Genomic DNA, 19,540 nt, shown 5'->3' with positions numbered 1-19,540 from the left:
CGCGTCAGCCCGCGGGCATCGGGTTGGCGCTGCCGCCGTTCATCGGAACCGCGTCGGGGCCGGGCTCACCCTGGTCTGCCGGCGGGGGATTCGACGGGTCGAAGCCGGGAATGGCCGTACAGGTCGCCTGGGTCTCCGGATACGCGGCGGTCTGCGGATTCTCCGGGTAGACGCCGGGCATCATGTTGCGACGCAGCGCGGTGATGAACTGGTTCACGCGGGGGTCGCGGGCGGAGTCCAGCTTGAGCTGGTGCCCCCAGCTCTGCAGCGAGAGCGGCTTGTCGAGCCCGGGATAGGGCGACAGGAACAGGTACTGCTCGCCGCGGACGAGTTGCTTGAGGTAGTCGAGGTCTTCCGGCGAGATGGTGTCCGGGTTGTAGGTGACCCACACCGCGCCGTGCTCGAGAGCGTGGACGGCATTCTCCGAACGCAGCGGGTTCGGGTACACGACGCCGGTGCAGGTCGCCCAGATCTCGTCGTGGGGACCACCGAACGGCGGCGACTGGTCGTAGGCGACGCGCTGCGTGGCGGTGACGTGGCGGGCGGCCTCGTAGTACCGCTTCGTCACACCCGGGATGGCGGCCGCCGGGTCAGGGTTCTGCGGTGTGGGCACGAACTCGGACACCGATTCGACGGCGACGTCGTCCTTCTGCTCGGCGCGCTGCTCGTTGAATTTGGGGACGAGATAGATCGCCAGACCCGCGATGAGGCCGATGACCACCACGACGGCGCCGATCAGCATCCAGTCGACCTGCCGTCCCGTCGCCGAGGGAACGGATCCTGCTCGTTTGCGGGACTTGGGGACGTTCGCCCCGGGTTTGCGCGCCATTGACTTCTTTCCTCATCCGACTGCGGGTGCCGGCGGGCGGGCGGAAGGCCCGGCGCGCGCTCGGCGCCCACGAGTGTACTGGTGGGCCCGGTGGGTCGAGCGGGGTGCGATTGTCGGTGATCAGGCGATGGCCAATAGGATGATGTCCTGTGACTCCCGCCGACCTGGCCGCGCTGCTGCGCGCCGTGACCCTGACCGTGGTCCGCGACCGCGGACTGGACGAGAACCTGGTGCCCGACTCCATCGTCGTCGAGCGCCCCCGTCACGCTGACCACGGCGATTACTCCACCAATGTCGCCCTGCAGATGGGCAAGAGACTGGGCGTGAACCCGCGGGAACTCGCGGGTTGGCTGGCGGAGGCCTTCGCCGCCGCGGAGGGCATCGCGAAGACCGACGTCGCGGGTCCGGGATTCGTCAACGTCTGGCTCGGCGCCGCCGCGCAGAACACCGTCGTCGCCGCCGTGCTCGCGCGGGGAGCGGACTACGGGCGCGGGAACGAACTCGCCGGGTCGGTCATCAACCTCGAATTCGTCTCGGCGAACCCGACCGGCCCCATCCATCTCGGCGGTACGCGCTGGGCGGCCGTCGGCGACGCGCTCGGACGCGTCCTGGCCGCCCGCGGTGGAGCGGTCACGCGCGAGTACTACTTCAACGATCACGGCGCCCAGATCGACCGGTTCGCCCGGTCGCTGGAGGCCGCGGCACTGGGCGACCCGACCCCGGAGGACGGCTACGCGGGCGATTACATCGCCGACATCGCCGCGCAGGTCGTCCAGGCGGTCCCCGACGTGCTGTCGCAGCCCGAGGCCGACCGTCTGGAGACGTTCCGCTCGGTCGGCGTGGACCTGATGTTCGCCCACATCAAGCAGAGCCTGCACGACTTCGGTACCGACTTCGACGTCTTCACCCACGAGGACAAGATGTTCGCCACCGGTCTGGTCGACGAGTGCATCGGCGAGCTGAAGGCCAACGGCAACCTCTACGAGAAGGATGGCGCGTGGTGGCTGCGGTCCACCGAGTTCGGTGACGACAAGGACCGCGTCGTCCTCAAGAGCGACGGCAACGCGGCCTACATCGCCGGCGACATCGCCTACTACCGGGACAAGCGCAACCGCGGATTCAACCTGTGCATCTACATGCTCGGGGCCGACCACCACGGCTACATCAGCCGGCTCAAGGCGGCCGCCGCGGCGCTGGGAGACGACCCGGCCACCGTCGAGGTGCTGATCGGTCAGATGGTCAATCTCGTCCGCGAGGGCAAGCCGGTGCGCATGAGCAAGCGTGCGGGCACCGTCATCACCCTCGACGATCTCGTCGATGCGGTGGGGGTCGACGGTGCGCGCTATTCCCTCATCCGCTCGTCCGTCGACGTCAACATCGACATCGACCTCGACCTGCTGACCAAGCAGTCCAACGACAACCCGGTGTACTACGTGCAGTACGCCCACGCGCGGATGTCGGCGCTGGCCCGCAACGCTGCCGACCTGGGCGTCGTGTCGTCGCTGGAACATCTGGACCTTCTCGACGATCCCGCCGAGGGCGAACTGATCCGGACCATCGGCGATTTCGACGATGTCGTCGCGACGGCGGCCACCCTGCGCGAGCCACACCGGGTGTGTCGCTACCTCGAGGTACTCGCCGGCACCTATCACCGCTTCTACGCGAAGTGCCGCGTCCTGCCGCAGGGTGACGAGAAGCCGGCCGACATCCACCGCGCCCGACTCGCCCTGTGCGAGGCCACCCGTCAGGTCCTGGCCAACGGCCTCGGCCTGGTCGGCGTCACCGCACCGGAGCAGATGTGAACGCGCACCCCGCCGGCCCCCGGCACGCCGAACTGCTGGGCGCACCGCATCTCGCCGAGCGCCCGAACGACCCGGCCGTGCTGGCGGAGATCCCCGCGCAGGTGTGGCCGCGCAACGCATCCCGCGACGACTCGGGCGAACTGCGGCTCGCCGGCGTGCCGGTGAGTGAGCTCGCCGAGGAGTTCGGCACCCCCGCGTTCTTCGTCGACGAGGCCGACTTCCGGTCGCGGTGCCGGGACATGATGGCCGCGTTCGGTCCGTACGGACGAGTGCATTATGCGTCGAAGGCGTTCCTGTGCACCGAGATCGCACGGTGGGTCGACGACGAGGGGCTGTCCCTCGACGTCTGCAGCGGCGGCGAGCTCGCGATCGCGCTGCGCGCCGGATTCCCGCCGGAGCGGATTGCGCTGCACGGCAACAACAAGAGCGTCGAAGAGTTGCGCGCGGCGGTCGACGCCGGCATCGGGCACGTCGTCCTCGACTCGATGATCGAGATCGAGCGACTCGACGCGGTCGCCCGCGAGCGCGGTGTCGTCGCCGACGTGCTGGTGCGCGTGACCGTCGGTGTCGAGGCGCACACCCACGAGTTCATCTCCACCGCACACGAAGACCAGAAGTTCGGCTTCTCCCTCGCCGGTGGGGTGGCGATGGCGGCCATCCGACGCGTGTTCGCCACCGACAACCTGAGGCTCGTCGGCCTGCACAGCCACATCGGCTCGCAGATCTTCGACATGGACGGCTTCGAACTGGCCGCCCACCGTGTGCTCGGACTGCTCCGCGACGTCGTGGGCGAGTTCGGAGTCGAGAAGACCTCCCAGATGTCGATCGTCGACCTCGGTGGGGGACTGGGCATCTCGTACCTCCCCGAGGAGCGCCCGCTGCCGGTCCAGCAGGTGGCGGAGACACTGGCCGCGATCGTCGAACGGGAATCGGCGGCCGTCGGCCTGCCGATGCCGATCATCGCGGTCGAACCCGGCCGCGCGATCGCGGGTCCGGGTACGGTCACCCTGTATCGCGTCGGCACCGTCAAGGACGTGGAACTCGGCGGTGGGGCCGTCCGACGCTACGTCTCGGTCGACGGCGGTATGAGCGACAACATCCGCACCGTCCTCTACGACGCCGAATACGACGTCCGGCTCGTGTCCCGGGTGTCGCAGGCGCGCGCCGTGGTCTGCCGCGTCGTCGGAAAGCACTGCGAGAGCGGCGACATCGTGATCAAGGACTGCTGGCTGCCCGAGGATCTCGGACCCGGTGACCTGATCGCGGTGGCGGCCACCGGCGCGTACTGCTACTCGATGTCGAGTCGCTACAACATGACCATGAGACCGCCCGTGGTGGCGGTGGCCGACGGGAACGCCCGGCTGCTGCTGCGCCGGGAGACCATCGACGACTTCCTCAGCCTGGAGGTGGGCCTGTGACCGGATCAATGGAGAACACCAGCGGCGCAACCGAGGTCGACCCGCGCACCATCGGTGTCGCGGTGCTCGGCATGGGCAACGTCGGCGCCGAGGTGGTGCGCATCATCACCGACAACGCCGACGATCTGCGTGCGCGCGTCGGGGCACCGGTGGAGATCCGTGGTGTCGCGGTGCGCGATCTGGGACGTCCGCGCAAGATCGCGCAGGACCTGTTGACCGACGATCCGGCATCCCTCGTCGCCCGCGACGACGTCGACATCGTCGTCGAGCTGATGGGTGGCATCGACCCGGCGCGTGGCCTGATCCGGTCCGCGCTCGAGAGCGGCAAGTCCGTGGTCACCGCCAACAAGGCGCTGCTCGCCGAGTACACCGGCGAACTCGCGACCGCCGCGGCCGATGCCAAGGTGGACCTCTACTTCGAGGCCGCCGTCGCCGGTGCCATCCCGGTGATCCGGCCGCTGATGCAGTCGCTGGCCGGCGACACCGTCGAGCGGGTCAACGGAATCGTCAACGGCACCACCAACTTCATCCTGTCGGCGATGGACGAGACCGGCGCCGACTACGCCGACACCCTCGCCGAGGCCGGTCGACTCGGGTACGCCGAAGCCGACCCCACGGCCGATGTCGAGGGTTACGACGCCGCGGCCAAGGCGGCCATCCTCGCCTCGATCGCCTTCCACACCCGGGTGACGGCGGCCGACGTCCACCGCGAGGGCATCTCGTCGGTCACCGCCGCCGACCTGGTCGCGGCCAAGAAGTTCGACTGTACGATCAAGCTGCTCTCGATCTGTGAGCGGGTCCGCGATGCCGGTGGCGCGCAGCGGATCTCGGCGCGCGTGTATCCCGCGCTGATCCCGCTGACCCATCCGCTTGCAACGGTGAACGGCGCGTTCAACGCCGTCGTCGTGGAGGCCGAGAACGCCGGCCGGCTGATGTTCTACGGCCAGGGTGCCGGTGGGTCGCCGACGGCGTCGGCCGTTCTCGGCGACATGGTCATGGCCGCCCGCAACCGCGTCCACGGTGGCCGGGGACCGCTCGAGTCGACCTACGCCTCGCTGCCCGTCGCCCCGATCGACGACGTCTTCACCCGCTACTACATCTCGATGCGGGTGGCGGACCGACCGGGTGTGCTCGCCCAGGTCGCCGGTGAATTCACGAAGCGGTCGGTGAGCATCGCCGCGGTGCGTCAGGAGGGTGCGGGTGACGATGCCCGGCTGATCGTGGTGACCCACCGTGCGCCCGACCGTGCGCAATCGGATTGTGTTGCGGCGCTTGAAGACATGGACGCCGTCATCAAGGTGTCGAGTGTGTTGCGATTGGAAGGTACCGATGACTGAAGCGACTTCTACGCCCGTGCACCGCGCGTGGCCGGGCCTGATCGAGGCATACCGGTCGCGGCTGCCCGTCGGTGACGACTGGAAGGTCGTCACGCTGCTCGAGGGCGGCACCCCGCTGATCAGCGCACCCCACCTGTCGTCGCTGACCGGGTGTGAGGTGTACCTGAAGGTCGAGGGCCTCAACCCGACCGGCTCGTTCAAGGATCGCGGCATGACGATGGCCGTCAGCAACGCGGTCAACAACGGCAAGACCGCCGTCCTGTGCGCCTCGACGGGCAACACCTCGGCGTCGGCCGCCGCGTACGCCACCCGGGCCGGCATCACCTGCGCGGTGCTGATCCCGCAGGGCAAGATCGCGATGGGCAAGCTGGCGCAGGCGGTCATGCACGGCGCCAAGATCATCCAGGTCGAGGGCAACTTCGACGACTGTCTCGAGCTCGCCCGCAAGGCGACGGCGGAGTTCACCGAGATCGAGCTCGTGAACTCGGTGAACCCCGCGCGGATCGAGGGTCAGAAGACCGCTGCGTTCGAGATCGTCGATGTTCTTGGACGTGCTCCCGACGTCCACGCGCTGCCGGTCGGGAACGCGGGCAACATCACCGCGTACTGGAAGGGCTACACCGAGTATCACGCCGACGGTGTCTCGTCGTCGGTGCCGCGCATGCTCGGCGTGCAGGCGGCGGGCGCCGCGCCGCTGGTGAACGGTGCGCCGGTGAAGGAGCCGGAGACCATCGCCACCGCCATCCGCATCGGGTCGCCGGCGAGCTGGAACCAGGCCGTCGCGGCGAAGGAGGAGTCGAACGGCCAGTTCCGGGCGGCGACCGACGAGAAGCTGCTCGAGGCCTACCGTCTCGTCGCAGGCAAGGAGGGCGTCTTCGTCGAGCCGGCCTCGGCGGCGAGCGTCGCGGGTCTGCTCGCGGCCAGTGCCGACGGCTGGATCGAGCCCGGATCGACCGTGGTGTGCACGGTGACCGGCAACGGGTTGAAGGATCCCGACACCGCGCTGGCGGGCATCCCGGCGGTCGAGGCCATTCCGGTGGACCCGGTGGCGGTCGCGAATGCTCTCGGTGTCGGCTGACGGGGCCGGGCGTCCGGTTGTCGGATCGGACGCCGACGGTGACGTGACCGGTGCGGGGCCGACCGTGCGCTCTGTGCCGGTGGGGCTGTCGACGCGGGTTCGGGTGCCGGCGTCGAGTGCCAACCTCGGTCCCGGATTCGACTGTCTCGGAATGGCTCTGGGGATCTACGACGAGGTGATCGTCGAGACCGTCCCGGCGGGGGTGACCCTCGAGGTCGAGGGTGAGGGTGCCGGGGACGTGCCGCGCGACGACTCGCATCTCGTCGTCCGCGCCCTGCGCCGTGGTCTGGCACACGCCGGTCTCCGGGCGCCCGGCCTGACGCTGCGCTGCGTCAACCGGATTCCGCACTCGCGAGGTCTCGGGTCGTCCGCGGCCGCGGCGGTGTCGGGGCTGGCCGCTGCGTCCGGCCTGATCTCGGCCGCCGGCCTCGGACCCGGTCTGTCGCACGACGAACTCGTGCAGCTGTCCAGCGAATTCGAGGGACACCCCGACAATGCCGCCGCGAGCGTGCTCGGCTCGGCCGTCGTCACGTGGACCGAATCGGCCGACGGGGTCGCGTCGTACCACGCGCACCGGCTCACGGTGCATCCCGACATCTGCGCGACGGTCTTCATCCCCGACACCGAGTCGTCGACCTCCTTCACCCGTGGGCTGTTGCCGGATGCGGTTCCGCGCGCCGATGCCGTGTTCAACCTGAGCCGCTCGGCCCTCGCCGTGGTCGCGCTGACGGCCGACCCGCGCAATCTCATGGCCGCGTCGCAGGATCGACTGCATCAGCCCTACCGCGCCTCGGCGATGGCGCCGACGAGTGACCTCGTGACCGCGCTGCGGGCGAGGGGGCACGCCGCGACGGTGTCCGGGGCCGGACCGACCGTCCTCGTACTCGGAACGTCGCCGGTGCCGGCGGACATCCGTCAGCTCGCTCAGGGCCTCGGATTCGACGCCCGGTCGGTGGCAGTCGCCGGCGGAGTCGAGATCTCCGTCGGCTGACGCCTTCTCCACCGGTGGATCCCCGCCGGCCGTCGCGCGCTCGTTTGGCGCTTCCGGCGTGTTGCCCCTATCATGCGAACGGGGTTACCATATTCTGGTCTAGCCGCGCAGGCTTGTCCTGCCGCTTCTCATCCTTCACCGATCGGAGATGGCCGGCTGTGTATCCGGGCCGGGGTCATGGATCTCTGTCGACGGTGCCGAAGCGCAGGTGTTTCCGAGCACGCTCGCAGCGGACCGCACATTCTCACCGTCCACCGCGGACGGACTCCCTAGCGCACCGAAGCAGGGAAACGTAGACCTCACGCAGTTCTCGTCTGTGGGAGGAACGAAAGGACTTCCGTGACCGATACGGACCTGATCACCGCACCTGCCGAGCAGGAATCCGCGGGTTCGGCCGGCCCCGACTCGGGACGACCGGCCACCAAGACACGTGCACGTACCGGCCTGTCCGGCATGGTGCTGAGCGAACTCCGGACGGTCGCCGGTGAACTCGGCATCAAGGGCACTTCCGGGATGCGCAAGGGCGACCTGATCGCGGCCATCAAGGAGCGCCAGGCGGGCGGCGACGCCCCCGCCGCGAAGAGCGCCCCGGCCCGGTCGAAGGCCGGCGCGTCGAAGCCGGCCGCCGCGGCCGAGGAGCAACTGACCATCGGCGAGTCCCCGGCGTCGTCCGGTGGGGACACGACCGAGAAGACCGACGCCCCCCGGGGCGGCACGCGCGCCGCACGCGGCGCCGGCCGCAAGGCCGCCGGTGCCGACGCACCGGCAGAGGCGCCTGCGGCCGACAGCGCGAAAACCGACGGCCCCCGGAACGGCGCCGCCGCGACCGACTCGGCCAAGGCCGACGAGTCTCAGGCCGCAGAAGCCCGCACGGGCGACAACGCCGCCGATACCGACTCGTCGGAAACCGGCGGAGATCGTAGCCGACGCCGCGGGCGGGACGGGTCGACCGACGCCGCGGGCGATGCCGACGGCGGTGAGCAGCGTAATCGCCGCAACCGCAACCAGAATCGCGACAACCAGAATCGCGACAACCAGAACCGTGATGGCGGCCAGAACCGCGACAACCAGAACCGCGATGGCGGCCAGAACCGCGACAAGCAGAACCGCGACGGCGGTCAGGGTCAGAACCGTGACGGCGGCCAGAATCGTGACGGTGGCCAGGATCGTGATGACGACGGCGAGGGCGGCGGTCGCCGGCGCGGCCGGCGGTTCCGCGAGCGTCGCCGTGGGCAGAACCGCGACACCCCGAACGAGCCGCAGGTCTCCGACGATGACGTGTTGCAGCCCGTCGCCGGCATCCTCGACGTTCTCGACAACTATGCCTTCGTGCGCACCTCGGGCTATCTCGCCGGACCGAACGACGTCTACGTCTCGATGAACCTGGTTCGCAAGAACGGGCTCCGACGCGGCGACGCGATCACCGGTGCGGTGAAGGTGCCACGGGAGGGCGATCAGCAGAACCAGCGGCAGAAATTCAACCCGCTGGTGCGCCTGGACACCATCAACGGCGGCGACGTCGAGACGGCGAAGCGCCGTCCCGAGTTCAACAAGCTCACGCCCCTGTACCCGAATCAGCGCCTGCGGCTGGAGACCACCCCCGAACGGCTCGACACCCGCGTGATCGACCTCATCATGCCGATCGGCAAGGGGCAGCGCGCCCTGATCGTGTCGCCGCCCAAGGCCGGCAAGACCACGATCCTGCAGGACATCGCCAACGCCATCGCGACCAACAACCCCGAATGCCACCTCATGGTCGTCCTCGTCGACGAGCGTCCCGAGGAGGTCACCGACATGCAGCGTTCGGTGCGGGGCGAGGTCATCGCGTCGACCTTCGACCGGCCGCCGTCAGACCACACCTCGGTGTCCGAGCTGGCGATCGAGCGCGCGAAGCGACTCGTCGAGAGCGGGAAAGACGTTGTGGTGCTGCTGGACTCGATCACCCGTCTGGGTCGTGCGTACAACAACGCGTCGCCCGCGTCGGGTCGCATCCTCTCCGGCGGTGTCGATTCGACCGCGCTCTACCCGCCGAAGCGGTTCCTCGGCGCGGCGCGCAACATCGAGAACGGTGGATCGCTGACGATCATCGCGTCGGCGCTCGTCGAGACCGGCTCCACCGGCGACACGGTGATCTTCGAGGAGTTCAAGGGCACCGGCAACGCCGAGCTCAAGCTCGACCGCAAGATCTCCGAGCGTCGGGTGTTCCCGGCGGTAGACGTGAACCTGTCGAGCACCCGTAAGGACGAGCTGCTGCTGTCGCCGGAGGAGTTCTCCATCGTGCACAAGCTGCGTCGCGTGCTCTCGGGTCTCGATTCGCAGCAGGCCATCGATCTGTTGATCAGCCAGCTCAAGAAGACCAAGACGAACATCGAGTTCCTGATGACGGTGCAGAAGACCGCACCTGGCGGGAACAACGACGACTGAGTTCGTCCGCACCCCACGCCCCCTGAGGTTGCGCGAAGCGAACGCTTCGCCCGCACCTCAGGGAGCGTGGGGTGGCTTCGTCGGATGGGGCGGAGACAGCGTCGCTCAGCCGGCGAGATCGGTGGTCAGGTGCTCCCACGCCTGCGCGACCGCCGGAGCCTGCGCCCCCGTCTGGGTGACGACCAGCGCACACTCGCCCCGGCGGTTGTAGATCTCCAGTGATCCGGTGCGACCCCACACTCCGTGGGGCCACGTGACCCAGCACTCGCCCACCAGGTCGAAATTGACCATGACGCGGGTGGAGCCCGCGGCCAGCACCATCTGCCCGCGATGCTCACGGGCGCCGTCGAGGCGATCCTGGCGCATCTGCATGCATCCCGGGGCCGCCGTCGCGAACGTCACGGTCAACCCCAGCCGGGCCGCGTGTTCGAGTGCCGCGATCACCGCGCGGGTCTCGAGGCGGACGGTGCGCCGGCAGTCGAGGTGGGGCAGGCTCGCCAGGCGTGCACCGCCGCCGTCGGTGAGTATCGCGTCCAGCTGGGCCACCTGGTCGTCACGGCGCGATGCAGTCGTGCTCACCCGTTGCGGCCCAGCGGAATTCTGGGCAGACGAATCCGACCCCGACCCGTCGAGGCCCGCGCCGCCGCCGTCGAGAGCCAGGGCCTCGAACGCCAGCCGGTCGGAGTTCTCGGTCAGATAGGTGGCGTGCGCGGTGTTGCCGCGATGGTCGAACAACCGCAGGGTCGGTGGAACATGGGCCGCCGGGTCGCTGAGCAAGGTCGACGACAGGCGAGAGGGGTTGAGCCGCAGAGCTATCCGATGGGAGTCGGCCCGGATCGGGCCGCCGACCGATACCGGGTCGTCGTGGACCCCGACCGCGTTCATGATCACCGGACCGGCGACCGTGACGCCGACGACCTGGGCCAGTCCCGGTAGCCGGGCCGCGACCGCCGGGACGTCGTGGTTCACCGAGGAGTCTCCGAATCCGGCTGTCCGCAGCAAGATCTCGAGATCGCTGCGGGCGGGCGGATCGTCCCCGGCGGAATCGGCCATGTCAGTAGACGTCGCGCAGGTAGCGATTCTCCGAGCGAAGGCCGTCGACGTAGCCGGCGGCCTGGTCGGCGTCGAGACCGCCGTGTTCGGCGACGATCTCGTGCAGCGCCGCGTCGACGTCATCGGCCATCGTCGCGGCGTCGCCGCAGACGTACAGGTGCGCGCCGGCCTCCAGCCAGGCGAACAGCTCTGCGCCGTGCTCGCGCATCCGGTCCTGGACGTACACCTTGTGTTCCTGATCGCGAGAGAACGCGAGATCGAGCCGATCCAACACACCACCGGCGACGAGCCGGTCGAGTTCCTCGGCATAGAGGTGGTCGTGCGCACGATGCTGATCACCGAAGAACAGCCAGTTGCTCCCGGTGGCGCCGGTCGCCGCCCGCTCGTGCAGGAAGGCCCGGAACGGCGCGATTCCCGTGCCCGGACCGATCATGACCGCCGCCACGTCGTCGGCGGGCAGACGGAATTTCTTGTTGGGGGAGACGAAGACGGGGACGGTGTCACCGGGGGCGCACCGGTCGGCGAGGTGTGTCGAGCAGACACCTCCGCGATCCCGGTCGGCGACGGTGTAGCGCACGGTGGCCATCGTGATGTGCACCGTGTCGCCGTGGACCCGGGGGCTCGACGAGATCGAGTACTCCCGATGGGCGAGCGGACTCAGCTCCTCGAGCAGTTCCTCGGGGGTCGGGGCGAAGGTCGGGTCGAGATCCAGGAGATCGAGGACGTCGAGGCCGTGCAGCCATGCGTCGAGCGCCTGCGGGTCGCCGGCATCGAGCAATCGCGACAACTCGGGGTGCCCGGTGCGATCGGCAACCGCTCGGACCAGGTACTTCGACGGTGCGGAGATCTCGTACCTGCTGGTCAGCGCCTCGCGCAGGGTGTAGGTGGCCTTGCGGTCGGCGATGATCTCGTCGCCGGCCGCGCCGAGTCGGTTGAGGAGGAGGTCGACGAGTTCCGGATCGTTGGCGGGCGCGATGCCGATTCCGTCGCCGGGCTCGTAGCTGATGCCGCTGTCACCGAGGTCGAGTTCGAGATGCCGGACCTCCTTGGCCGAGCCGGGGCCGGAGAGCAGCTCATTGGTCACGACGGTCGCCGGGTACGGATTGCGCCGGTTCCACGGCGAGCGGACTGCCTTGCCGGTGCGGCGCGCGGGGGATGCCGGTGCGGTGTCGACTGCGAGGCTGCTGCCGGTGGAGGCGGCGTCGTACATCGATGATCCTTCGGAGACGGTGTGCGGGTGCGTGCGCCGCGGGACAAACCGGCGGGCGACGCCACGGTACTACACTTAGGCAACCCTTACGAGGATCGCGATGTGTATCACGTGTACAGGATGCCGCTCGGTGCGGCGGACAGTGCCGGGAATGGATTCGACGGGCCCGCAGTTGAGGCATCTGCGACCGCGGTGATCGGGATTTTTCCCGGTGATGCCCTCCGTGGCATACTGGTCGGTCGAGTCCGGTTCCGGTTCACACCGTCGACAAGCGACGGTGACCCGGCGACCACAGAAAGGGACGTACCAGACATGAAGCAGGGAATTCACCCCGAGTACGCGACGACCACCGTCGTCTGCGGCTGCGGCAACACCTTCGAGACCCGCAGCACCGCTGCCAACGGTCGGATCAACGTCGAGGTGTGCTCGCAGTGCCACCCGTTCTACACGGGCAAGCAGAAGATCCTCGACACCGGCGGCCGCGTTGCCCGGTTCGAGAAGCGCTACGGCAAGCGCGCCAAGTAGACCACGCTGCGACGCCCGCCCGACGATTGTCGGGACGGGCGTCGCTGTGTTTCCGGTCCGTGTTCTTCCCGGTGCCGTTCTCTCCGGCGCCACTGCCCGCCGGTGTGCCGCCGGACGACAAGTGAGGTCGCCTTCATGAGTACGCAGAGTCCCTCGGCCATCGACGACATCCTCGCCGAGCACTCGGGCCTCGAACGTCAGCTGGCCGACCCCGCCCTGCACGACGACCCGGCCGCGGCCCGCAGGGTGGGCAAGCGATTCGCCGAGCTCGCGCCGGTCATGGCGACCTACACCAGGCTGCAGACGGCGCGCGACGATCTCGAGGCCGCCCGGGAACTGGCCGCGGACGACGCATCGTTCGCCGCCGAGATCCCCGCGCTCGAGGAGGCGGTCGACGAGCTCGACGCCACCCTGACCGACCTGCTGGCCCCGCGCGATCCCCACGACGCCGACGACGTGGTCCTGGAGATCAAATCCGGTGCCGGCGGCGAGGAGTCGGCGCTGTTCGCCTCGGACCTGGCCCGCATGTACCTCAAATACTGTGAGCGGCACGGCTGGAAGGCGCAGGTGCTCGGAGTCACCGAGTCCGATCTGGGCGGGTACAAGGAGGCCACGTTCTCCATCAAGTCGAAAGAGGCCGTCCGCGACGGGGTGTGGTCGCGTCTGAAGTTCGAGGGCGGCGTGCACCGCGTGCAGCGTGTGCCGGTCACCGAGTCGCAGGGACGCATCCACACGTCGGCGGCCGGGGTGTTGATCTACCCCGAGCCCGAAGAGGTCGCCGAGGTGACCATCGACGAGTCCGAACTCCGCATCGACGTCTATCGCTCGTCCGGCAAGGGCGGGCAGGGTGTGAACACCACCGACTCGGCGGTCCGGATCACCCACCTGCCCACCGGGATCGTCGTCACCTGCCAGAACGAACGCTCCCAGTTGCAGAACAAGGCCCGGGCGATGCAGGTCCTCGCCGCCCGGCTCCAGTCCGCGGCCGAGGAGGAGGCCGAGGCCGCCGCCGCGCAGGGGCGTGCCGCGCAGATCCGCACCGTCGACCGGTCCGAGCGGATCCGTACCTACAACTTCCCCGAGAACCGCATCACCGACCACCGCATCGGATACAAGGCCAACAACCTCGACGCGGTGCTCGCCGGCGACATGGACAACCTCCTCGACGCCCTCGTCGCCGCGGACCGGCAGGCCCGCATGGAAGCGGAATAGACCCCGTGACCGGAACGCCGACCCCGGTGTCGGACGAACTGCGCGCGGGGACCGCCTGTCTCGCCGCGGCCGGGATCGACTCCGCACGCCATGACGCCGACTGGCTGATGGCGCACGTGCTCGGGGTCGATGCGGGCCGCCTTGTCCTGATGGACGCGATCGACGATGCGCAGGCCCGCGCCTTCCGGTCCGCCGTCGAGCGGCGTGCCCGACGGATCCCGTTGCAGCACATCGTCGGGACCGCCGCGTTCGGCCCGGTGGAGCTCGCCGTCGGGCCGGGTGTGTTCATCCCCCGACCGGAGACCGAGTATCTCCTCGAATGGGCAGTCGACCGGCTCCGCGAGCGGCCCGGGTCGGCACTCGCAGCCGACTTCTGCAGCGGCAGTGGCGCATTGGCGATCGGTGTCGCGGCGATGAGTCCCGGGATCCGGGTGGTCGCGGTCGAGGCCGACGAGGACGCCCTGGTGTGGTTGCGCCGCAACGTCACCGACGCGGCGACGGTGGTCGGATCGCGGGTCGAGGTGGTCGCCGCGGACGTCACCGATCCCGAGCAGATCGCCGATTCCGTCCCGATGGGCAGTGTGTCGGTCCTCGTCACCAACCCGCCCTACGTCCCGCTGGATGCGGCGGTCGGACCCGAGGTCGCGCACGATCCGGCCCGCGCGGTCTTCGGCGGGGCCGACGGGATGTCGGTGATCGAGCCGATGGTGCCGGTCATCGCCCGCACACTGGCGCCCGGTGGCGTCGTCGGGATCGAACACGACGACACGACCGCGGATGCGGTGGTGGCGTGCCTGCACGCGCACGGCGACTTCGAGGACGTGACCCGGCACGCGGATCTGACGGGTCGGCCGCGGTTCGTGACGGCGCGCCGACGGTAGGCCGGGGGCACCGGGCACGGCATGGCAGGATGATCGCGTGAGCACTGTTTTCGACTGCAACGATCCACAGAACCGCTCGTCGGGGATTCGGGCGGCGGTCGGGGCGGCGAAGGCCGGACGGCTGATCGTGATGCCCACCGACACGCTCTACGGAGTCGGTTGCGACGCCTTCAATTCCGACGCCGTCGGCGCCCTCCTGGCTGCCAAGCACCGTGGACGCGACATGCCGGTCCCGGTACTGGTGGGTTCCTGGCATTCGATCGACGGACTGGTCCTGTCGGTCCCGCAGCCCGCGCGTGATCTGATCGAGGCGTTCTGGCCCGGCGGTCTGAGTCTGGTTGTCCGGCAGGCGCCCTCGCTGGCGTGGGACCTCGGGGACACCGACGGGACCGTCATGCTGCGGATGCCCCTGCACCCGGTCGCGATCGACGTGCTGCGCGAGGTGGGCCCGATGGCGGTCTCGAGCGCCAACGTCTCGGGACGCCCGCCGGCGACGACCGCCGACGAAGCGCGCGAACAACTCGGCGACGAGGTCTCGGTCTATCTCGACGGTGGCCCGGCGCCGGCCGCGCAGGCGTCGACGATCGTCGATGTCTCCGGGCCGAGTCCGCGCATCCTGCGTGAGGGCGCCGTCTCGACCGACGCGGTCGCCGACGTACTCGACACCGACCCGGCCTCGCTGCTCGCGGAGCCATGAGTCCGGACGCGCCGGAGTTCGGACCACACGGCTTCGAGGCGGGCGACGCCCCGACCGGTGACGCCGCGGTCGATGCCCTGCTGGGCCGCGAGGTGGATCGTCGCCGCGACACGCTCCAGCTGCTCGCCGGCGAGACCGAGCCGACGCCGGGGGTGCGAGCCGCGATGGCGTCGGTCTTCGACGCGAAGTATGCGGAGGGTTACCCCGGGACGCGGTACCACGGCGGATGCGACGTGGTCGACGAACTCGAAGAGCTCGCGATCACCCGCGCCCGGGCGCTGTTCGACGCCGAGTACGTCAACGTCCAGCCACTGTCGGGGAGCGCGGCCAATCTCGCCGTGTACGCCGGCTTCGCCCAGCCCGGGGATCCGGTGCTCGCGCTGCGCCTCGAACACGGCGGCCACCAGACACATGGTTCGCGGGCGAACTTCTCCGGCCGATGGTTCTCGCCGCTGCACTACGAGGTGCGCCCGGACGACGAACTCGTCGACTACGACCAGGTCCGTGATCTCGCCCTGGTGCACCGGCCCCGGATCCTGGTCGCCGGGGCGGCGTCGTATTCGCGCACGTTCGATTTCGCGGCACTGCGCGAGATCGCCGATGAGGCCGAGTGCATCCTGTGGGTCGACGCCGCGCACCTCGCCGGGCACATCGCCGCCGGCCTGCTCCCGTCACCGGTGCCGTACGCCGACATCGTCACCCTGTCGACCAACAAGGTGATCCGGGGCCCACGCGGCGGTGTCGTCCTCGCCCGTGCCGAGCACGGCGAGGCGCTGCGCAAGGCGGTCTTCCCGTTCGTGCAGGGCGGCCCGGCGATGCACACCGTGGCCGCGAAAGCGGTGGCCTGCGCGGAGTCGGGGACCGACGAGTTCGCCGGGTACGCGCGCCGCACCGTGGACAACGCCCGGGGTCTCGCCGGCCAGCTCGCGGCCCGGGGCGCCCGGGTGGTGTCCGGGGGGACCGACATCCACCTCGCCGTCATCGACGTGAGCGGCTTCGGTATCTCCGGGATGGAGGCGCAGTACCGGCTCGGCGCGGCCGGCATCGTCGTCGACAAGGCCGTCCTGCCGTTCGAGACCCGACCCGTCTCCGAGGGTTCGGCGATCCGGATCGGTACGCCGGTCGTCACCGAGCGGGGCATGACCCCCGCCATGCATCCGCCGATCGCCGACGCGATGGTCGCCGCGATGACGACGGACGATCGTGAGACGCACCGGCGGATCCGTCGCGAGATCGCCGAACTGGCCTACGGGTAGCGTGGTCGCAATGTTCGAGACCCTGCCCCGCCGGACGCCGGTGGTGACGCGATGACCGGTGCCGCACCGGTGTTGCTCGCCGCCTCGGACGGGGGAGGGACGGGCGTGCCTCTGCGCGAGCTCCTGCTCGTGGGTCTGACCGCCGCGGCGATGACGTATCTGCTGACCTCCGCGGTCCGCGTCTTCGCCATCCGCGCCGGTGCGGTCGCCGTACCGCGAGTCCGCGACGTGCACGTGATCCCGACGCCCCGCCTCGGTGGGCTCGGGATGTTCGGGGGAGTGGTCGCGGGTATCGCCCTGGCCGCCAACCTCCCGGCGCTCAACCGCGGGTTCGCCTACACCACCGACATGACGGCGGTGATCGCCGCCGGCACGGTCATCGTCCTCGTCGGCGTCGTCGACGACCGCTGGGGGCTGGACGCGCTGACGAAGTTCGTCGGACAGCTGACCGCGGCGGGAGTGCTGGTGCTGCTCGGCATCAGCTGGCTGCAGCTCTACATCCCGTTCGCCGACATCGGCACGCTCGTGCTCGACCCGCTGCAGGCCGGTCTGCTGACTGTCGCGATCACGGTCGCGACGATCAACGCGATCAACTTCGTCGACGGGCTCGACGGTCTCGCCGCCGGACTGGGCCTCATCGCGGCGGCCGCGATCTGCATGTTCTCCCTGGGTCTGTTGCGCGACCAGGGGGGCGATGTCAGCTACTACCCGCCGGCCCTCATCTCGATGGCGCTGGCCGGTGCGTGCCTCGGCTTCTTGCCGCACAACTTCTCTCCCGCAAGGATTTTCATGGGCGACTCGGGTGCGATGCTGATCGGGCTGCTGCTCGCCGCGGCATCCACGAGCGCGTCCGGCCGCATCGCCGTCAATGCCTACGGCCCGGCGGACATCTTCACCCTGTTGTCCCCGCTGATCCTCGTCGCCGCCGTCGTCTTCATCCCGATGCTCGACATGTTGTTGGCGGTGATCCGGCGGACCCGGGCCGGGGTGGGCTTCTACACCCCGGACAAGATGCACCTGCACCACCGGCTGCTCGAGCTCGGGCACTCGCAGCGTCGCGTCGCGCTGATCATCTACCTGTGGGTGGGGGTCCTGGCGTTCTCGGCGGCGGCGAGCACGCTGTTCCCGCTCTCGGTCGTCGCCCCGGCCTTCGGAGCGGGACTCGTGGTCGCCATGCTGGTCACGATGGCGCCGCGGCTGCACCGGCGCTTCGCCGAACTCCGTACGGCCACCAAGGCCTATCGCTGAGCAGGTGAGCGGGACCTGGCGTTTGCCGAGAATGCTTCCGCTGGGCCTAAGGTAAGGAAACCGTAAATACTGGTGTACTATCGCCCGTAGTAGTCAGTGGGAGCCAGATCCGGACACAAAGCCCCGGTTCCGTCTCTTGCCACGTATACCCCCCGGTGAGACGCCAGGAATGGTGTTGGTAGGGTCACACCAAACGCGAGCTGACGCCCAGCGGCCATGTGTTGCTGCACGCACGCGGGTGCCCCGTGCCATCGGTATGGAGTAGGAGAGCTGAGGAGAGGGACATGACCGCATCTGCCCCTGATTCGGCCCCCGTCTATCCGCAGGCGCCGACCGGACTCCGCCGTCCCGCGCTCATCGCGGGCGGGTTCATCGTGGTCGTCGCCGCCGTCTCGCTCGCCGTCGGGCATCCGCTCTTCGCGGTCTTCTTCCTGCTCGGTGTCGCCGGCATCTTCGTCAACGCGATCCTCGTCCGACGCGCAGTCGACGTCGTGGTCGCCGACGAGAACCCTCGTAAGACCGCACTTGCTCTCAACTCCGCCATGCGACTCGGTGCCATCACGGCGCTCGCGCTGCTGGCGGCTTTTCTGGTCCAACCCGACGGGTTGGGCGCGATGTTCGGACTCGCCATCGGCCAAGTGGTCTTGGTGCTGAACACGGTCATTCCGGTGATGAAAGGACTTCGTAGCCAACCATGACGACCGCCTTCAACCTTGCCGCAGAGGATGGCGAACCGGCCATCCAGGTGGGTCATTACACCAAGTTCGAACTGTTCGGACTGACCTTCAACCTGGAGACCATCATCGCGACGGCGCTGGCCGCGGCGATCCTGCTCGCGCTGGCCTTCTACCTGAAGTCGAAGGTCACCTCGACCGGTGTGCCGTCGGGTGTGCAGCTGTTCTGGGAGGCCATCACCATCCAGATGCGTGGTCAGGTCGAGAGTGCCATCGGCATGAAGATCGCCCCGTACGTCCTCCCGCTCGCGGTCTCGCTCTTCACCTTCATCCTGATCTCCAACTGGCTGTCGATCCTGCCGGTGCAGGTCGGTCACCACGAGATCCTCAAGCCGCCCGCCGCGGACGTGAACTTCGCCTATGCCCTCGCGATCTTCGTCTTCGTCTGGTACCAGATCGCCGGCTTCCGGGCACGCGGCCTGCTGGGTCACCCCAAGCGAATCATCAAGGGCCACGTCGCATTCCTCGCGCCGATCAACGTGATCGAGGAATTCACCAAGCCGATCTCGCTGTCGCTGCGACTCTTCGGCAACGTCTTCGCCGGCAGCATGATGGTCGCCCTGATCGCCCTGTTCCCGCCGTACATCATGTGGGCGCCCAACGCGATCTGGAAGTCCTTCGAACTCTTCGTCGGTCTGATCCAGGCGTTCATCTTCGCGCTGCTGACGATCCTCTACTTCTCGCAGTCGATGGAGACCGAGGATCACTGACCGCCCGGACCGGGCACCCGCGCGGGGCAACTCACGACCGCGCCCACAACCGAACATGACGACCTGCTCCGGCACCTGTCGGCGCAACCAGAGACCTGACACACCAGATGTCAGCAACGAAAGGGAAATATCACA

Annotated in this window: 17 protein-coding genes; 14 read left to right on the top strand and 3 right to left on the bottom strand. The window is 69.0% G+C overall.

Translation table 11 applies throughout. The annotated features are described in order from the left end of the window. Window positions 1–4: 4 nt before the first annotated feature. Entirely contained in the window at window positions 5–829 is an 825-nt protein-coding gene (locus tag MHN80_RS22030) for a DUF3105 domain-containing protein (RefSeq protein ID WP_033205431.1), read from the bottom strand. 149 nt (window positions 830–978) lie between these two features. Here MHN80_RS22030 and argS point away from each other — a divergent pair, with 149 nt between their 5' ends. The 6 genes from argS (at window position 979) to rho (ending at window position 9,879) form a co-directional block, all read left to right on the top strand. Next, entirely contained in the window at window positions 979–2,631 is a 1,653-nt protein-coding gene (gene argS / locus MHN80_RS22025) for an arginine--tRNA ligase (RefSeq protein ID WP_101818995.1), read from the top strand. Further along, on the top strand, window positions 2,628–4,049 hold the full coding sequence (lysA, locus tag MHN80_RS22020) for a diaminopimelate decarboxylase (RefSeq protein WP_239403667.1): 1,422 nt from the start codon (window positions 2,628–2,630) through the stop codon (window positions 4,047–4,049). Before argS ends, lysA begins: the two co-directional genes overlap by 4 nt. Then, window positions 4,046–5,386 carry a homoserine dehydrogenase gene (locus MHN80_RS22015; RefSeq protein WP_239403666.1) on the top strand — a complete coding sequence of 447 codons (1,341 nt, stop codon included), beginning with the start codon at window positions 4,046–4,048 and terminating at the stop codon, window positions 5,384–5,386. Before lysA ends, MHN80_RS22015 begins: the two co-directional genes overlap by 4 nt. Beyond that, window positions 5,379–6,464 (top strand): threonine synthase, encoded by a 1,086-nt coding sequence (thrC, locus tag MHN80_RS22010; RefSeq protein ID WP_239403665.1) that lies wholly within the window; start codon window positions 5,379–5,381, stop codon window positions 6,462–6,464. The genes MHN80_RS22015 and thrC overlap by 8 nt, the downstream gene beginning before the upstream one ends. Then, a complete protein-coding gene (gene thrB / locus MHN80_RS22005; RefSeq protein ID WP_239403664.1) occupies window positions 6,445–7,455 on the top strand; it encodes a homoserine kinase in 1,011 nt (336 codons plus the stop codon). Before thrC ends, thrB begins: the two co-directional genes overlap by 20 nt. 339 nt (window positions 7,456–7,794) lie before the next feature. Then, the gene (gene rho / locus MHN80_RS22000; RefSeq protein ID WP_239403663.1) at window positions 7,795–9,879 is read left to right on the top strand and encodes a transcription termination factor Rho; all 2,085 of its coding nucleotides are present in this window, start codon (window positions 7,795–7,797) and stop codon (window positions 9,877–9,879) included. Between the two features lie 105 nt (window positions 9,880–9,984). Here rho and MHN80_RS21995 read toward each other — a convergent pair whose 3' ends face one another. Together MHN80_RS21995 and MHN80_RS21990 are read right to left on the bottom strand one after the other, a co-directional pair. Beyond that, window positions 9,985–10,932 (bottom strand): heme transporter, encoded by a 948-nt coding sequence (locus tag MHN80_RS21995; RefSeq protein WP_239403662.1) that lies wholly within the window; start codon window positions 10,930–10,932, stop codon window positions 9,985–9,987. A gap of 1 nt (window position 10,933) precedes the next feature. Next, complete coding sequence (locus tag MHN80_RS21990) at window positions 10,934–12,142, bottom strand: sulfite reductase subunit alpha (RefSeq protein ID WP_064571522.1); 1,209 nt, start codon at window positions 12,140–12,142, stop codon at window positions 10,934–10,936. 312 nt (window positions 12,143–12,454) lie between these two features. On the opposite strand from MHN80_RS21990, the gene rpmE reads away from it, so the two are divergent. The 8 genes from rpmE to atpB all read left to right on the top strand — a co-directional run bounded on the left by rpmE (window position 12,455) and on the right by atpB (window position 19,405). Then, a complete protein-coding gene (gene rpmE / locus MHN80_RS21985) occupies window positions 12,455–12,667 on the top strand; it encodes a 50S ribosomal protein L31 (protein ID WP_010842972.1) in 213 nt (70 codons plus the stop codon). A gap of 135 nt (window positions 12,668–12,802) precedes the next feature. Next, window positions 12,803–13,879 carry a peptide chain release factor 1 gene (gene prfA / locus MHN80_RS21980; protein ID WP_064571521.1) on the top strand — a complete coding sequence of 359 codons (1,077 nt, stop codon included), beginning with the start codon at window positions 12,803–12,805 and terminating at the stop codon, window positions 13,877–13,879. A gap of 5 nt (window positions 13,880–13,884) precedes the next feature. Beyond that, window positions 13,885–14,760 (top strand): peptide chain release factor N(5)-glutamine methyltransferase, encoded by an 876-nt coding sequence (prmC, locus tag MHN80_RS21975; RefSeq protein WP_239403661.1) that lies wholly within the window; start codon window positions 13,885–13,887, stop codon window positions 14,758–14,760. Window positions 14,761–14,797: 37 nt separating this feature from the next. Further along, a complete protein-coding gene (locus tag MHN80_RS21970) occupies window positions 14,798–15,457 on the top strand; it encodes an L-threonylcarbamoyladenylate synthase (RefSeq protein WP_239403660.1) in 660 nt (219 codons plus the stop codon). Further along, window positions 15,454–16,713, top strand: coding sequence for a serine hydroxymethyltransferase (gene glyA / locus MHN80_RS21965; RefSeq protein WP_004021248.1), 1,260 nt, complete (start codon window positions 15,454–15,456; stop codon window positions 16,711–16,713). The genes MHN80_RS21970 and glyA overlap by 4 nt, the downstream gene beginning before the upstream one ends. 51 nt (window positions 16,714–16,764) lie before the next feature. After that, window positions 16,765–17,961, top strand: a complete 1,197-nt coding sequence (locus tag MHN80_RS21960) for a glycosyltransferase family 4 protein (protein ID WP_004021249.1) — start codon at window positions 16,765–16,767, stop codon at window positions 17,959–17,961. Window positions 17,962–18,245: 284 nt separating this feature from the next. Continuing rightward, complete coding sequence (locus MHN80_RS21955; protein ID WP_004021250.1) at window positions 18,246–18,659, top strand: hypothetical protein; 414 nt, start codon at window positions 18,246–18,248, stop codon at window positions 18,657–18,659. After that, entirely contained in the window at window positions 18,656–19,405 is a 750-nt protein-coding gene (atpB, locus tag MHN80_RS21950) for a F0F1 ATP synthase subunit A (RefSeq protein WP_004021251.1), read from the top strand. Before MHN80_RS21955 ends, atpB begins: the two co-directional genes overlap by 4 nt. Window positions 19,406–19,540: the final 135 nt, after the last annotated feature.

The organism is Gordonia sp. McavH-238-E, from assembly GCF_022348225.1.
GTDB classification, from domain to species: domain Bacteria; phylum Actinomycetota; class Actinomycetes; order Mycobacteriales; family Mycobacteriaceae; genus Gordonia; species Gordonia terrae.
The sequence above is the reverse complement of the archived record's forward strand: the minus strand, read 5'-3'. Positions and strand labels throughout refer to the sequence as shown.

What these genes read in the sequence shown, in the direction of transcription:
- MHN80_RS22030 (WP_033205431.1), bottom strand. Translation starts at nt 829, where the DNA reads ATGGCGCGCAAACCCGGGGCGAACGTCCCCAAGTCCCGCAAACGAGCA.
- thrC (WP_239403665.1), top strand. Translation starts at nt 5,379, where the DNA reads ATGACTGAAGCGACTTCTACGCCCGTGCACCGCGCGTGGCCGGGCCTG.
- thrB (WP_239403664.1), top strand. Translation starts at nt 6,445, where the DNA reads ATGCTCTCGGTGTCGGCTGACGGGGCCGGGCGTCCGGTTGTCGGATCG.
- MHN80_RS21995 (WP_239403662.1), bottom strand. Translation starts at nt 10,932, where the DNA reads ATGGCCGATTCCGCCGGGGACGATCCGCCCGCCCGCAGCGATCTCGAG.
- MHN80_RS21990 (WP_064571522.1), bottom strand. Translation starts at nt 12,142, where the DNA reads ATGTACGACGCCGCCTCCACCGGCAGCAGCCTCGCAGTCGACACCGCA.
- rpmE (WP_010842972.1), top strand. Translation starts at nt 12,455, where the DNA reads ATGAAGCAGGGAATTCACCCCGAGTACGCGACGACCACCGTCGTCTGC.
- prfA (WP_064571521.1), top strand. Translation starts at nt 12,803, where the DNA reads ATGAGTACGCAGAGTCCCTCGGCCATCGACGACATCCTCGCCGAGCAC.
- glyA (WP_004021248.1), top strand. Translation starts at nt 15,454, where the DNA reads ATGAGTCCGGACGCGCCGGAGTTCGGACCACACGGCTTCGAGGCGGGC.
- MHN80_RS21960 (WP_004021249.1), top strand. Translation starts at nt 16,765, where the DNA reads ATGACCGGTGCCGCACCGGTGTTGCTCGCCGCCTCGGACGGGGGAGGG.
- MHN80_RS21955 (WP_004021250.1), top strand. Translation starts at nt 18,246, where the DNA reads ATGACCGCATCTGCCCCTGATTCGGCCCCCGTCTATCCGCAGGCGCCG.
- atpB (WP_004021251.1), top strand. Translation starts at nt 18,656, where the DNA reads ATGACGACCGCCTTCAACCTTGCCGCAGAGGATGGCGAACCGGCCATC.